Raw genomic sequence first — 13533 nt, 5'->3', positions numbered from 1 at the left:
GGCCAAAATCAGCCACGAAGAGACGATTTTGGGCTGAAAATTGGAAAATTGAGCCACAGGACGTCGATAAAGGACGGTTTGGGGCGTCATATCGGGAGCTGCGGACCACTTAATCGCAACTTCCTTAGCGAATAACGCGTTTTCGCTGGTGCTGGTGGCGCGCCGTCTGGACAGAATTAATGCCCTGGTAGATCAGATTATTCAGCAAGGCGGCAAGGCGATAGCCGTGAAGGCCGATGTCACCCGTCAGGAAGAGGTTCAGCGCGCCATTGACGCTGCCGTTGCCGCCTACCAGCGCGTGGATGTGCTAATCAACAACGCGGGCTTTATGGCTATCGCCCCCTTGAGCGAGCTGAAAACCGACGAATGGGACAAGATGATTGACACCAATCTGAAAGGGGTGCTGTACGGCATCGCGGCCGCGTGGCCGGTGTTCCAGCGTCAGGGCAGCGGGCATTTTATTAACGTTGCCTCCGTCGCGGGCATCAAGGTGCTGGCGCCTGGCGGCGTGGTGTACAGCGCCACGAAATTCGCCGTCCGCGCGCTGAGTGAAGGCTTACGTCAGGAGGCGGGTAAAACTATCCGCACGACGCTTATTTCGCCCGGCGCCGTCGAAAGCGAACTGCAATTCGGCAGCTCTGACGAAGAGAGTAAAAAATTTCTCCATGAATTTTATAAGCAGGCTATTCCGGCTGACGCAATTGCCCGCGCGGTTTTATTTGCCATAGAACAGCCTGGCGACGTTGATATTAATGAAATTGTTGTGCGTCCAACGCAGGAAGAATTTTAGCCTGCGTTAAATAATACTGAATGAGGTGTCAGTATGATTAAATCATTAACGTCCTTATCAGATCTCAATATGCGAACGGGTGCCGATATTCTTCTTGAAGTGCTGGAGAGTGAAGGCGTGGAATATATTTTTGGCAACCCCGGCACCACCGAACTTCCGCTCATTGATGCCCTGCTTCGCCATGAAAATATTCACTATATTCTGGCGCTTCAGGAGAGCACCGTGGTGGCGATTGCCGACGGCTATGCGAAAGCCTCAGGCAAGACCGGTTTTATCAATTTGCATACCGCCAGCGGTCTGGGGCACGGGATGGGGAATCTCATTAATTCGCGGATCATGAAAACCCCGCTGGTGGTGACCGTTGGACAGCAGGATACGCGGCACTACGTCCGCGACCCGCTGCTGTATGATGATATTGTGTCCATCGGCTCTCCGGTCATGAAGTGGGCGCAGGAGGTCACCAGCGCCGACCAGCTCCCGGTGCTGGTGCGCCGGGCGTTTCACGCTGCCAGCTACCCTCCGGCTGGTCCGGTGCTGCTCTCTCTGCCAATGAACGTGATGGAAGAGCTGAGCGACGCCGGAATACAGACGGCGTCGAGAGTAAACTACCACACCGTGGCGGGCTCGCTGGACGAGCTGGCGGAGGCGCTCAGCGAGATCGCGCCGGGCAGGATCATGATTGTGGCGGGCGATGAGGTGCACTCCAGCGGCTCGACGCAGGAGATTGTCGAGCTGGCGGAAGCGCTCAGCGCCCACGTCTACGGCTCCTCCTGGCCGCTGAATTTGCCTTTTCCCACTCAGCACGCGCTCTGGCGGGGCAATATGCCCACCACCGCCAGCGAAATCGCCAGCATCATCAATGCCTACGATGCCGTATTTATCATCGGCGGCAGAAGCCTGATCACCATTTTGTACAGCGAGGGCGAGGCTATTCCGGCGACCTGCGCGGTGTATCAGCTCTCGGCGGATATGCACGAGCTTGGCCGCACCTATGCCACTCGCCTTTCGGTGATGGGGGATATCAAACTGTCCCTGCACGAACTGCTGCCAAAGCTTAAGCAGCGCCTGATCGCCAGCAGGCTGCTCCACCAGCGGCTGCTGGTGGCGGCCCGCGACGAACGGGAGAAGGAGTGGCAGCAGCAGGAAGAACGTCTCGCCGCCGAGCGGCTACGCCCGGCCCTTTCGCCGATGGTCGCAGCCTGGGAAGTCATCCGATCCATTCCGGCGGGTACCACCATCGTTGATGAGGCGATAGCGACCGCCAGGCATGTCCGCCGGTTCATCTCTGACCAGCAGCACCAGCGCTACTACTTTATGCGCGGCGGCGGACTGGGCTGGGGGATGCCCGCAGCAGTAGGTCACTCGCTGGGGCTGGGCCGCGAGCCGGTAGTGTGTTTAGTTGGAGACGGAGCCTCCCTCTACTCGCCGCAGGCGCTCTGGACGGCGGCACACGAAAATCTGCCGGTCACCTTTATCGTCATGAATAACAGGGAGTACAACATCCTGAAAAACTTTATGAAGAGTCAGGCTGACTACAGCTCAACGCGGCTGGGGCGTTTTATCGGGATGGACCTGGTGAACCCGCATATCGATTTTCAGTCGCTGGCCACCGCCATGGGCGTCCACTGCTGCCGGGTAACCGAGGCTGCCGATATCGCCGAAGCGGTAGCGCGCGGGCTACAGTCAGGAAAAACCAACCTGATTGAAATCGCGATTTCCGCGGATTAACCGCGCGTTTACGCTGTACCCTACATAAAAAACTTATAACCGAAACGCCTCAAGCCGCTTTATCTGCCGCCCTTCATCGTCAAAATTCTCTGCCGCCAGCCAGGCGCGCAGCTCCGCGTCTCTTTGCGGCCATTCGCCGTCAATAATAGAAAGCATATCGCTGTCGCGGTTGCGCCCTTTACGCACCAGCTTCTGGCGCAGGCGTCCCTCCCAGACAAACCCCAGCCGCTCCGCCGCCCTGCGTGAGGCAACGTTCATGGAATCGCACTTCCACTCGAGGCGCCGGTAGCCGTGCTCAAACGCATTTTTCAGCAGCAGCCACACCGTTTCGGTGCCGATGCGGGAACCTTTCATTTTGCGCGACCAGGTGACGTGACCAATTTCCACCGAGCCCAACAGCCGCTCGTTAGCCATATAGCTCACCAGCCCCACCGCCCGTTCGTTGCGTAAGTCAATGACGGCAAACGGCACCAGCTCATCGTCCATGACCTTCGCCATGATCCAGTGCGCGGTGGCTTCCACGCTCGTGGGCTGCGTGCTGGCAAGCCACGTCCAGTCGCTGTCGTCTCCCAGCGCGTAGGCCTCAAAGAGATCGGCCGCGTGGCGATCGGCGTCCAGCGGCTCCAGGCGACAATACTGGCCGAACAGCGGCGTGCGGGTTAACGCGCGCGCGCCCTTCCAGTCGGGAACGATATCGTTAACGGTTTGACCATGTTGATTGATTTCGGGCACGGCGGTGACTCCCTGAAAGGTAAGGCATTTGTTATAGCAGGTTAAAAAGCAGGCGAAAAGCCGCGTGTTTTAATAGCCCGAGCGCATGCGATATTCCCGGAAGGCATAAGTAAAGCTGAATTTCGACTTTGTGGAATGTCACAGTCGCCCTAACGTAGCGGAGCATAAAACAATCACAATATATTCTTCTCAGGGATCGCTATGACAAAAAAACTGTTGCCGTTACTGGTGCTGGCTGCGCTCTCAGGCGCCGCCCACGCCGCTACGCCACCCAACACGCTGGTGGTTGCCCAGGGGCTTGATGACATCGTGAGCCTCGACCCGGCCGAAGCCAACGAGCTCTCCAGCATCCAGACCGTGCCGAGCCTGTACCAGCGTCTGGTGCAGCCGGACCGCGATAATCCGGAAAAAATCACGCCGGTTCTGGCAGAAAGCTGGGACGCGGACGCGGCAGCAAAAACCCTGACCATCAAGCTTAAACCCGATGCGAAATTCGCCTCCGGCAACCCGCTGCGCCCGGAAGACGTGATCTTCTCTTATACCCGCGCCGTGACGCTGAACAAATCCCCGGCCTTTATCCTCAACGTGCTGGGCTGGGACGCGAGCAACATCGCCAGCCAGCTGAAAAAGGTGGACGATCATACCCTCCAGCTTCACTGGACGGCGGACGTCAGCCCGTCGGTGGCGCTGAATATTCTCTCCACGCCGATTGCCTCTATCGTCGATGAAAAAGAGGTCGCCGCGAACGTCAAGGATAATGACTTCGGTAACGCGTGGCTGAAAATGCACTCGGCGGGCAGCGGCGCGTTCAAAATGCGCGTCTATCAGCCGCATCAGGCCATCGTGCTGGAAGCCAACGATTCCGCCCCCGGCGGCGCGCCGAAGCTCAAAAGCATCATCATTAAAAACGTTCCCGATCCGGCTTCACGCCGCCTGCTGATCCAGCAGGGGGATGCGGACGTGGCGCGCGATCTGGGTGCAGACCAGATTAGCGCCCTGGACGGCAAGCCGGGCGTGAAGGTGCTGAGCATTCCGTCCGCCGAGCAGAATTACCTGGTGTTTAACACCGGCAACAGCGCCAATCCGCTGCTTAACAACCCGGCGTTCTGGGAAGCGTCGCGCTGGCTGGTCGACTATGACGGCATCACGAAGAACCTGCTGAAAGGCCAGTATTTTGTTCACCAGAGCTTCCTGCCGGTCGGCCTGCCGGGCGCGCTGGAAGACAATCCGTTTAAATTTGACCCGGCAAAAGCGAAGGCAATCCTCGCCAAAGCGGGGATTAAGGACGCGCACTTCACGCTGGACGTGGAGAACAAGCCGCCGTTTATCACGATTGCCCAGTCGATGCAGGCGAGCTTTGCGCAGGGTGGCGTGAAGGTGGATCTGCTGCCTGCCGCTGGGAGCCAGGTCTATGCCCGCGTGCGCGCGAAGCAGCATCAGGCGGCGATCCGTCTGTGGATCCCGGACTACTTCGATGCGCACTCCAACGCCAGCGCCTTCGCGTGGAACGACGGGAAGTCCAGCACCGTGGCCGGTCTGAACGGCTGGAAAATCCCGGAGCTGAACAAGGCCACGCTGGCGGCGGTTGCCGAACCGGATCCGGCGAAACGTCTGGATCTGTACAAGAAAATGCAGGAGCAGCTGCAGCAGAGCTCGCCGTACGTGTTCGTCGATCAGGGCAAAACCCAGATCGTGGTGCGCGATAACGTGAAGGGGTATCAGCAGGGGCTGAACGCGGATATGGTCTGGTACGATCGCGTCACGAAGTAGCCCTTGTTGCCGGGTGGCGCTGCGCTTACCCGGCCTGTGTTCTCGGTTTTTGTAGACCGGGTAAGGCGAAGCCGCCACCCGGCATGAAGAGATTTTCCATGCCACATCTTTCCACCCGCGTGCTTCAGGGTCTTCTGACCCTGCTGCTCACGCTCTTCGGGCTGCTGCTCGTCACGTTTGCGCTCTCGGCGTTTTCCCCGGTCGATCGCGTGCTGCAGATCGTCGGCGATCACGCCAGCCAGTCAACCTACGATCAGGTTCGCCACCAGCTTGGGCTGGATCGTCCCCTGCCCGTGCAGTTCTGGCACTATCTACAGAGCCTCGCCCACGGTGATTTAGGCACCGCCAGCGCCACCGGGCAGCCGGTGCTGCAGGATCTGCTGCACGCCTTCCCCGCCACGCTGGAGCTGGCGACCCTGACGTTAATCATCGGGTCCGTGCTCGGCGTGACGGCCGGGGTGCTGTGCGCCCGCTACGCCGGTTCGCCGCTCGATTTATCCATCAGAACGCTCACCCTGCTCGGCAACTCGGTGCCGATTTTCTGGCTCGGCCTGCTGATGCTGGCTCTGTTCTACGCGAAGCTGCAGTGGAGCGCGGGCCCCGGCAGGCTTGACGACATCTGGCAGTTTACCGTCGAGCCGCGCACCGGCTTTGCGCTGATAGATACCTGGCTTTCCGGCGATCGCGAGGCGTTTCGCAACGCCATCAGCCACCTGGTGCTGCCGGTGCTGCTGCTGGCGTACTACTCGCTGGCGAGCATTACCCGTCTGACCCGCTCCGCCTGCCTCGGCGAAATGAACAAGGAGTACATCCTGCTTGCCCGCGCCAAGGGTGCCGGGGAGATGGCCATTCTGCTGCGCCACGTGCTGCCGAACATTCGCAGCACCCTGCTGACGGTGATCGCCCTGGCCTATACCAGCATGCTGGAAGGTGCGGTATTAACCGAAACCGTCTTCTCGTGGCCGGGCATCGGACGCTATCTCACCACCGCCCTGTTCGCCGGAGACACCACCGCGGTCATGGGCGGCACGCTGCTGATCGGCGTCTGCTTTGTGCTGATCAATAACCTTACCGACCTGCTTGTGCGGGCGACCGATCCCAGGGTGCGCTGATGCCGTTTTATCTCTTCTTACGCCGCCTGCGCCGCTCCCCTGCCGCCGTTTGCGGGCTGATTGCCCTCGCGCTGCTGGTGTTTATTGCCCTGTTCGCGCCCTGGCTGGTACCGGTTGATCCGAACTGGCAGGACGCCGCCGCGCGCCTGCAGGCACCGAACGGCCAGCACTGGCTGGGCACCGACAGCTACGGGCGCGATCTGCTCTCGCGCCTGATTTACGGCACGCGTCCGGCGCTCGGGCTGGTGGCTTTAGTAACGGTCATTACCCTGCCCGCCGGGCTGCTGGTGGGGATTTTGTCCGGCTACTACGGCGGCTGGCTGGAGCGAGTCCTGATGCGCTTTACCGACGTGGTGATGTCGATGCCGCGCCTGATCCTCGCCTTCGCGTTTGTGGCGATGCTCGGCCCGGGGCTGGTCAACGGCGCGCTGGCGCTGGCCTTAACCACCTGGCCGGCCTACGCGCGTCAGGCCCGGAGCGAGATTCAGCGTCTGCGCCACAGCGATTATCTGGCCGCCGCGGAGATGATGGGGATCCGCGGCCCGCGCCTGCTGGTCGGCCATATTCTGCCCCTGTGCCTGCCGTCCGCGATTGTGCGGCTGGCGCTGGATCTGGCGGGGATTATTCTGGCCGCCGCCGGTCTCGGCTTCCTCGGCCTTGGCGCACGGCCGCCCATGGCCGAATGGGGGGCGATGATTGCCGACGGCATGCAGGTGATTTTCGACCAGTGGTGGATTGCCGCTATTCCGGGCGGAGCGATTCTGTTTGCCAGCCTGGCGTTTAACCTGCTGGGCGATGGCCTGCGCGATGTACTGGAGCCACAGCATGACTGAACACCGCGTCATCGTCGATGCGCTGAATATCGACTACCCCGCCGCACGCGTGGTCAACAACCTGAGTTTTACGCTTGGCAACGAGCGGCTGGCGCTGGTTGGGGAATCCGGCTCCGGCAAGTCCATGTCCGCCCGCGCCCTGATGGGTCTGGTGCGTAAACCCGGTATCGTAAGCGCCAACCGGCTTAACGTGCTGGGCAACGATCTGCTGACCCTGAACGCCCGTCGCTGGCAGGCGCTGCGCGGCAACGGGATTGCGATGGTCCTGCAGGACCCGCGCTACGCCCTTAACCCTGTGAAAAGCGTCGCCGCCCAGCTTGATGAGGCGCTCACGCTGCATCAACGCCTGCCGCGTCCGGAGCGTACGGCGCGTATTCACGACATCCTCCGCGCCGTCGGGCTGAGCGAGAACGTGCTGTCACGCTATCCCGGCGAACTTTCCGGAGGCATGGGCCAGCGGGTGATGATTGCGATGGCGCTGATCAACAACCCGCAGATGCTGATTGCCGACGAACCGACCTCCGCACTGGACGCCCGCCTGCGCAACCAGATCCTCGAGCTGCTCGTGCAGCAGTGCGAAGAACGCCAGATGGCGATGCTGCTCATCAGCCACGATCTGCCGCTGGTGGCGGAGCACTGCGACCGCGTGCTGGTGATGTATCAGGGCGAAAAGGTCGATGAGATGGCGGCAAGCCGGCTCCCGCAGGCGACGCATCCGTACACGCGCACCCTGTGGACCTGTCGTCCAGACGCCCATACCTATGGGCAGATGCTGCCGACGCTCGACCGTTCGCAGCCGTGGAAGGAGGCCAGCGATGGCGATCGTTGAGGTTAACCAGGTGCAGGTCGCCTTCGGGGAAAAAACGGCGGTTTCGGCCGCCAGCTTTAGCATTGAGAAAGGCGAGACGTTCAGCCTGATCGGTGAATCCGGCTGCGGGAAATCGACTATTCTGCGCGTGCTGGCGGGGCTGCAGCGCGAGTGGCGCGGCAGTATTGCGATGCTGGGAGAAGCGTTAACGCCAGGGCGACGCTTTGAAGGCGAGCTTCGCCGCAACGTGCAGATGGTGTTTCAGGATCCGTGGGCGTCGCTGCATCCCAACCACACGATTTCTCGCACGCTGTCGGAGCCGTTGAACATTCGCGGCGAGACCCAGGTCGCGGAGAAGGTGGCCAATGCGCTGCAGGAGGTGGGGCTCTCCGCCGACGCGGGCAGGCGCTATCCGCACCAGCTTTCCGGCGGCCAGCGTCAGCGCGTTGCGATTGCCCGGGCGCTGCTGCTGCGCCCGCAGCTACTGCTGCTGGACGAGCCGACCTCGGCGCTGGATATGTCGGTGCAGGCGGAAATCCTGAACCTGCTTAATCGCCTGAAGGCCGAGCATGAGATGACCTATCTGCTGGTGAGCCACGACGCGGACGTGATTGCCCATATGTCCGACCGGGCGGCATTGATGGCGCACGGGAAGATCCAGAAGGTGTTTGACCGTGAGGCGATGTTACGGGGCGAGCACAGGATGGGTTAAGTGCGTGCGGCGGTGCCCGGTGGCGCTGCGCTTACCGGGCCTACGTTTTGTGCCGCGTTGATGGTTTTTCGTAGGCCGGGTAAGGCGTAGCCGCCACCCGGCAAACAATTACTTCAGCAGCTTCACCGTGGCATCGATGTCGATCTCATCTTCGGTGAAGATCAGCGTCGTATTCTGGAAGGTGGTGATCGCCAGCTTCTTCACCGTGCGCATTTCGCCCGGCTTTTTATCGGATTTCGGCTTGATGCTGTTCATCAGCAGGCCCACCGACAGCACCGCGTTCTCTTTGTCGATTTTGGTATCAACGGGCTCTTCTTCGCTGAACACCACGAAGGATTTGATCGAGGTGAGCTTTACGCGCTCGCCTGCGATATAGAGATGTTTGCTTTCGGGGATCACCTTCACCGCATAAGCGGAAAGGCCTTTGTTGTTGGTGGTAGGCTCGAAGGTCACCGCGGCATCTTTCTTAATCAGATCGGGGTTCGCGACCTTAATCACATGAAAATAGCGGTTGTCGCCGTTTTCATCTTTGATAAATCCAAAGCCTTTATCTTTAAACCACGTTGTGATTGTACCGTTCATCGCTGTTACCGCCTGTCAGATCGTAATGACTAAAGTTTTGCAGCGCGCAGTGTAATGCACAATGACGGAGGAGACAAAAAAAAGCCCCTGCACGGGGGCAGGGGAAAACTCATGTCAGAGCTTATTAGAATTTAGTTGAACACCATCCCACCATCGATGAGCAGAGACTGGCCTGTCATGTAGTCAGAGTCCGGTCCTGCCAGGTATGAGACGCAGGCGGCGACATCTTCCGGCTCGGACAGGCGGCCAAGCGTAATGCGTTTGGCAAAAGTCTCGGTTCCGTAGCCGTGCGGTTTATCCGCCGCCTCAGAGACCTGACGGTCGATCTCCGCCCACATCGGCGTTTTCACGATGCCCGGGCAGTAGGCGTTAACGGTGATCCCCAGCGGAGCAAGATCCCGCGCGGCTGTCTGAGTTAGGCCGCGCACCGCGAATTTACTGGAACTGTAGACGGCCAGCTCCGGGTTACCGGTGTGGCCCGCCTGGGAACAAGCGTTGATGATTTTCCCGCCGTGCCCTTCTTTACGAAACGCGTCAATCGCGGCCTGGATCCCCCAGATCACCCCTTTCACGTTGATGTTGTAGACCTTGTCGACAATCTCCGGCGTGATGGATTCGATTGGCGTGGACGGCGCAACCCCGGCGTTATTGACGATCACGTGGAAACCGCCCAGCGCGGTGCGGGCTTTCTCTACCGCCGCAAATACCTGCTCGCGGTCAGAAACGTCTACCTTCACGGCGACGGCGTTACCGCCGTTGCGGATAATTTCATCGGCCACGGCTCTGGCCGTTTCCGCGTTATAGTCGGCGATGGCGACGGCAAAGCCATCCTTCACCAGGCGAAGCGCAATCGCTTTACCAATCCCCTGGCCTGAGCCTGTTACGAGAGCAACTTTTTGCATTTCTCTGTCCTTATGTTGAGTCACAAAATCTGGCTGAGATGGAGCTGGCCCATCAGCAGCGGGTTATCGCTGTAGTCGACGGGAATGGCCACCACGGCCGGGCCATCCACATCCATCGCCGCGCGCAGCGTGGGTTCGAGCGCGTCGGCGCTCTCCACGGCAAAGCCTTTCGCGCCAAAGGCGTCGGCATAGACTTTGAAATCGACCGGGCCGAACTCGACGCCGGAAAGACGCTGGTATTTTTTCTCTTCCTGAATGGCAACCATGTTGTAGCCGTTATCCACCCAGATGATGTGCAGCACGTTAGCGTTGAGGCGCACCGCGGTTTCCAGCTCCATGCTCGACTGCAGGAAGCCGCCGTCACCGGAGACCGACACCACCTTGCGGCCCGGGTTGACCAGCCACGCGCCAATGGCCCACGGCAGCGCGACGCCCATGGTCTGCTGGCCGTTAGAGATCATCACCTGGCGCGCCCGGAAGCTGTAGAGGTAGCGGGCGATCCAGATGTGGAAGCTGCCCATATCCACGGTAAGCGTCACGTCGTTATTCACGATGTCCTGCATGGCCCGCACGATGCGCAGCGGATGCAGGGCAAACTGATTAAGCGAGGCGCCGCGGCGATCGAGCAGATCGCGCTGATGCTGGCGGTCGACCAGAATTTCGGAGGCCCGCTGGCTCAGCTCAAGCTTGTGATCGATACGGTTCGCAAGCTGATTCAGCGTTTCGGCGATGTCACCCACCAGCTCCAGATCCGGCACGTAGTTACGCTCTTCATAGGCAGGCAGCACGTCGATGTGCACCAGCGTGGCGTCGCCGCTGTTCCACATGGACGGCTCGTACTCCACCGGGCTGTAGCCGATGCAGATAATCAGGTCCGCCAGATGGAGCAGCCTGTCGCCCGCCTGGTTATTGAACAGACCGACGCGTCCGGCGAAGCGGGTGAAGTGTTCCTGGTTCACCGCCCCGGCGGCCTGATAGGTGCTGGTGACCGGAATACGGCTTTTCTCCAGCAGCTTGCGCAGCGCCGCGCTGTTGGCGGGCTGGCTCGCCATCAGCCCCAGCAGGATGACCGGGTTTTTGGCCTTTTCGATAAGCTTCGCCACGTCGTTGATAGCGGATTCTGGTGCGGGGCCCATCAGCGCGGGACCGCTGGCGGGTAAAATCGCCCCCGTGGCGGGCTGGTCAACAATGTCCTGCGGCAGGCTGACGAACGCGCCCCCCGGCCTGCCGTGCTCGGCGGCGCGAAACGCATTCGATACCACCTCAGCAATCGCGTCCGGCGCACTCACCTCCACGGCGTATTTGGTGACCGGGCTGAACATGGCGACGGTGTCCATGCTCTGGTGCACCAGCTTCGCTTTATCCGCCCGCTTCACCGCCCCGCCCAGCGCCACCACCGGGTCGCCTTCGCTGTTGGCGGTGGCAATGCCGGTGATCAGGTTCGAGCAGCCCGGCCCGGAAGTGACCAGCGCCACCCCGGCCTTGCCGGTCAACCGCCCTACCGCCGCCGCCATAAACGCCGCGTTCGCCTCGTGACGCACCGGGATGATCTCAATGGAGGAGTCCAGCAGAGAGTCAAAGACCTTGTCGATTTTCGCCCCCGGGATCCCGAACACCTGCTTCACGCCCTGCGCTTCCAGCTGGCCGACAACCAAATCGGCGCCGTGCGCCCACTGACGTGACTGTTTCTCACTGTTCACGGTAGTTCTCCTGTTAGTTTTCGACGGCACGGATCGCCGCATCCAGATTGCTGGGGTGAAGGTTGGCCTGTAAAAAGGCGCTGTCGGCGGGCAGGTCAATCATCAGCTTGTGAATTTCACCGAAGGTGAGCACGCCGCTCTCCAGCTGGTAGTCAAGCAGATGGCCCCCGCCCTGACGGTCGTCGGTGATGAAGTGTTCGTGGTAACCCGCCACGTTGATCCCCTGCATGTGCTGCGGCGTGCGGAACCCGACCAGCACCCCTTCGCGCTGGTTAAAGCGGAACACCGGCTGGTCGTCCAGCACGTCGGTCATCGCGCGGTACGGCGGCGTCTGGCGCGGTACGGTGCGGGTGTGGGCATGGCGGAAGTTGCCGTCAATGCGCAGCGCGCAGAACAGGTTATCGGAGGGGATCTGCTGGTCGATGACGTCGTGGATCTGCTGACGGCTGACCGGCGCGTCGAAGGTTTTACGGTACTGCGGCTGGAACCAGGTCATCACCGCGAACGGCGTTTTCTGCTCCGGCTTCGCGGCCCGGGCGCTGCCGTCGGCGCGCAGCTGGTACACCTGGCTACTGAAGGCAATCATTTCGCCGTCCAGCTCGTTGAAGGTGCCCAGACCAAAGTCACCGTGTGCCAGCAGATCGGCGATGGTAGTCTCTCCTTCATACACGCCGCTTAGCAGGGCGCTCATTAGCGATGTCTGATAGATCACGCTGTCAGGATGCTGGGCGGAGAACCCGCGCAGGGTCTCGCACAAGCTGGCTTCACAGTCGCAGGCAGATGAATGCACCATCATGCTCGTCCTCTTCAACTTTATTTAGAAAGGTTAAATAAATGTTGACCCGATTCAGCAGAGAGTTCCAATATAGAAACCATGCTGGTTTGAGACGTTTTAGATATGGAACTTCGTTATCTGCGGTATTTTGTCGCGGTTGCACGCGAGCGACACTTCACCAGGGCGGCCGAAGCGCTGGGTATTTCGCAGCCTCCTCTGAGTCAGCAGATCAAACGGCTCGAAGAGGAAGTGGGCACGCCGCTGTTCAGGCGCCTGACGCGGGGCGTGGAGCTGACCGAAGCGGGAGAAGCCTTCTACGAGGACGCCTGCAAGATCCTGGCGCTGAGCGACGCCGCGCTGGAGAAAGCCCGCGGCATCGCGCGCGGGCTGAACGGTAACCTGTCGATTGGCATCACCAGCTCCGATGCTTTTCATCCCAAAATTTTCGCGCTGATTCGCCAGTTTCAGGTGCAGAACATGGCGGTGCAGGTTCACCAGGTGGAAGCCAATATGTCGTCGCTGACGACGATGCTGGCGGAGGGTGAACTGGATATCGCCTTCGTGCGCCTGCCGTGCGAGAGCAGCAAGGCGTTCGAGTTAACAATCCTCGACCGGGAGCCGATGGTGGTGGCGCTGCATCGCGACCATCCGCTGGCGGCATGCGATTCGCTGGCGTTAGAGCAGCTTCGGGATACGCCGGTGGTGTTGTTCCCGCAGGAGGTCGCGCCCGGCCTGTACGACCGGGTTCACGGCTGCTGCGAGCGGGCCGGGATCGACGTGCAGCACGCGCTGCAGTCGTCACAGCTTTCATCCTCCCTGAGCATGGTTTCCGCCGGCGGCGGGTTTGCGCTGGTGCCGAAATCCATGGCGGCCATTTCTCCGCCGAATGTCACCTACCACGCGCTGAGCTCGCCGGAGCTTTATACCGATATCGCGCTCTGCTGGCGGCGCTTTGAACGCTCGCGGACGGTGAAGCGGTTTCTGGCGATGATGAGCGAGGGGTAGCGGCCGGTTTGGTTGGTGGTTTTTGTAGGCCGGGTAAGGCGTAGCCACCACCCGGCAATGCCCTTCTGGAAGCCGCCTCGCAAA

At 60.7% G+C, this 13533-nt stretch carries 13 protein-coding genes; 8 read left to right on the top strand and 5 right to left on the bottom strand.

Annotated features, from left to right (window positions below; all coding sequences use genetic code 11):
* The first annotated feature begins 88 nt into the window (after positions 1-88).
* Both ACOTXT_RS18440 and ACOTXT_RS18435 read left to right on the top strand, forming a co-directional pair.
* Positions 89-790, top strand: a complete 702-nt coding sequence (locus tag ACOTXT_RS18440; protein ID WP_421625379.1) for an SDR family oxidoreductase — start codon at positions 89-91, stop codon at positions 788-790.
* Positions 791-823: 33 nt separating this feature from the next.
* The gene (locus tag ACOTXT_RS18435) at positions 824-2518 is read left to right on the top strand and encodes a thiamine pyrophosphate-binding protein (protein ID WP_021242633.1); all 1695 of its coding nucleotides are present in this window, start codon (positions 824-826) and stop codon (positions 2516-2518) included.
* 33 nt (positions 2519-2551) lie between these two features.
* Here the strand turns inward: ACOTXT_RS18435 and ACOTXT_RS18430 are convergent, their stop codons facing one another.
* On the bottom strand, positions 2552-3250 hold the full coding sequence (locus ACOTXT_RS18430) for a GNAT family N-acetyltransferase (protein WP_021242634.1): 699 nt from the start codon (positions 3248-3250) through the stop codon (positions 2552-2554).
* Positions 3251-3451: 201 nt separating this feature from the next.
* Between ACOTXT_RS18430 and ACOTXT_RS18425 the strand changes: the two genes are divergently transcribed.
* The 5 genes from ACOTXT_RS18425 (at position 3452) to ACOTXT_RS18405 (ending at position 8485) form a co-directional block, all read left to right on the top strand.
* On the top strand, positions 3452-5020 hold the full coding sequence (locus ACOTXT_RS18425) for an ABC transporter substrate-binding protein (protein ID WP_023326859.1): 1569 nt from the start codon (positions 3452-3454) through the stop codon (positions 5018-5020).
* A gap of 98 nt (positions 5021-5118) precedes the next feature.
* The gene (locus ACOTXT_RS18420; RefSeq protein ID WP_333165814.1) at positions 5119-6132 is read left to right on the top strand and encodes an ABC transporter permease; all 1014 of its coding nucleotides are present in this window, start codon (positions 5119-5121) and stop codon (positions 6130-6132) included.
* Positions 6132-6965, top strand: coding sequence for an ABC transporter permease (locus ACOTXT_RS18415; protein WP_023326857.1), 834 nt, complete (start codon positions 6132-6134; stop codon positions 6963-6965). The genes ACOTXT_RS18420 and ACOTXT_RS18415 overlap by 1 nt, the downstream gene beginning before the upstream one ends.
* Positions 6958-7794, top strand: coding sequence for an ABC transporter ATP-binding protein (locus ACOTXT_RS18410; RefSeq protein ID WP_045335444.1), 837 nt, complete (start codon positions 6958-6960; stop codon positions 7792-7794). The genes ACOTXT_RS18415 and ACOTXT_RS18410 overlap by 8 nt, the downstream gene beginning before the upstream one ends.
* Positions 7781-8485, top strand: coding sequence for an ABC transporter ATP-binding protein (locus tag ACOTXT_RS18405; RefSeq protein ID WP_333165809.1), 705 nt, complete (start codon positions 7781-7783; stop codon positions 8483-8485). The genes ACOTXT_RS18410 and ACOTXT_RS18405 overlap by 14 nt, the downstream gene beginning before the upstream one ends.
* 108 nt (positions 8486-8593) lie before the next feature.
* On the opposite strand, the gene ACOTXT_RS18400 is transcribed toward ACOTXT_RS18405, so the two are convergent.
* From ACOTXT_RS18400 to budA, 4 genes are all read right to left on the bottom strand, one after another.
* Positions 8594-9067 (bottom strand): cold-shock protein, encoded by a 474-nt coding sequence (locus tag ACOTXT_RS18400; RefSeq protein ID WP_008499407.1) that lies wholly within the window; start codon positions 9065-9067, stop codon positions 8594-8596.
* 131 nt (positions 9068-9198) lie between these two features.
* Positions 9199-9969 carry a (S)-acetoin forming diacetyl reductase gene (locus ACOTXT_RS18395; RefSeq protein WP_421625378.1) on the bottom strand — a complete coding sequence of 257 codons (771 nt, stop codon included), beginning with the start codon at positions 9967-9969 and terminating at the stop codon, positions 9199-9201.
* Positions 9970-9989: 20 nt separating this feature from the next.
* Complete coding sequence (gene alsS, locus ACOTXT_RS18390) at positions 9990-11711, bottom strand: acetolactate synthase AlsS (protein ID WP_247608344.1); 1722 nt, start codon at positions 11709-11711, stop codon at positions 9990-9992.
* Entirely contained in the window at positions 11683-12462 is a 780-nt protein-coding gene (gene budA / locus ACOTXT_RS18385) for an acetolactate decarboxylase (RefSeq protein WP_031275271.1), read from the bottom strand. Before budA ends, alsS begins: the two co-directional genes overlap by 29 nt.
* A gap of 105 nt (positions 12463-12567) precedes the next feature.
* On the opposite strand from budA, the gene ACOTXT_RS18380 reads away from it, so the two are divergent.
* Positions 12568-13449 carry a LysR family transcriptional regulator gene (locus ACOTXT_RS18380; protein WP_021242639.1) on the top strand — a complete coding sequence of 294 codons (882 nt, stop codon included), beginning with the start codon at positions 12568-12570 and terminating at the stop codon, positions 13447-13449.
* The last annotated feature ends 84 nt before the right edge of the window (positions 13450-13533 follow it).

This window comes from Enterobacter cloacae complex sp. IR5422 (assembly GCF_049238165.1).
Classification (GTDB): Bacteria; Pseudomonadota; Gammaproteobacteria; order Enterobacterales; family Enterobacteriaceae; genus Enterobacter; species Enterobacter roggenkampii.
The sequence above is the reverse complement of the archived record's forward strand: the minus strand, read 5'-3'. Positions and strand labels throughout refer to the sequence as shown.

Excerpts from the sequence above, each read along its gene's own strand:
- ACOTXT_RS18435 (WP_021242633.1), top strand. The coding sequence starts at position 824 with ATGATTAAATCATTAACGTCCTTATCAGATCTCAATATGCGAACGGGT.
- ACOTXT_RS18425 (WP_023326859.1), top strand. The coding sequence starts at position 3,452 with ATGACAAAAAAACTGTTGCCGTTACTGGTGCTGGCTGCGCTCTCAGGC.
- ACOTXT_RS18420 (WP_333165814.1), top strand. The coding sequence starts at position 5,119 with ATGCCACATCTTTCCACCCGCGTGCTTCAGGGTCTTCTGACCCTGCTG.
- ACOTXT_RS18415 (WP_023326857.1), top strand. The coding sequence starts at position 6,132 with ATGCCGTTTTATCTCTTCTTACGCCGCCTGCGCCGCTCCCCTGCCGCC.
- ACOTXT_RS18410 (WP_045335444.1), top strand. The coding sequence starts at position 6,958 with ATGACTGAACACCGCGTCATCGTCGATGCGCTGAATATCGACTACCCC.
- ACOTXT_RS18405 (WP_333165809.1), top strand. The coding sequence starts at position 7,781 with ATGGCGATCGTTGAGGTTAACCAGGTGCAGGTCGCCTTCGGGGAAAAA.
- ACOTXT_RS18400 (WP_008499407.1), bottom strand. The coding sequence starts at position 9,067 with ATGAACGGTACAATCACAACGTGGTTTAAAGATAAAGGCTTTGGATTT.
- ACOTXT_RS18395 (WP_421625378.1), bottom strand. The coding sequence starts at position 9,969 with ATGCAAAAAGTTGCTCTCGTAACAGGCTCAGGCCAGGGGATTGGTAAA.
- alsS (WP_247608344.1), bottom strand. The coding sequence starts at position 11,711 with ATGCGGCGATCCGTGCCGTCGAAAACTAACAGGAGAACTACCGTGAAC.
- budA (WP_031275271.1), bottom strand. The coding sequence starts at position 12,462 with ATGGTGCATTCATCTGCCTGCGACTGTGAAGCCAGCTTGTGCGAGACC.
- ACOTXT_RS18380 (WP_021242639.1), top strand. The coding sequence starts at position 12,568 with ATGGAACTTCGTTATCTGCGGTATTTTGTCGCGGTTGCACGCGAGCGA.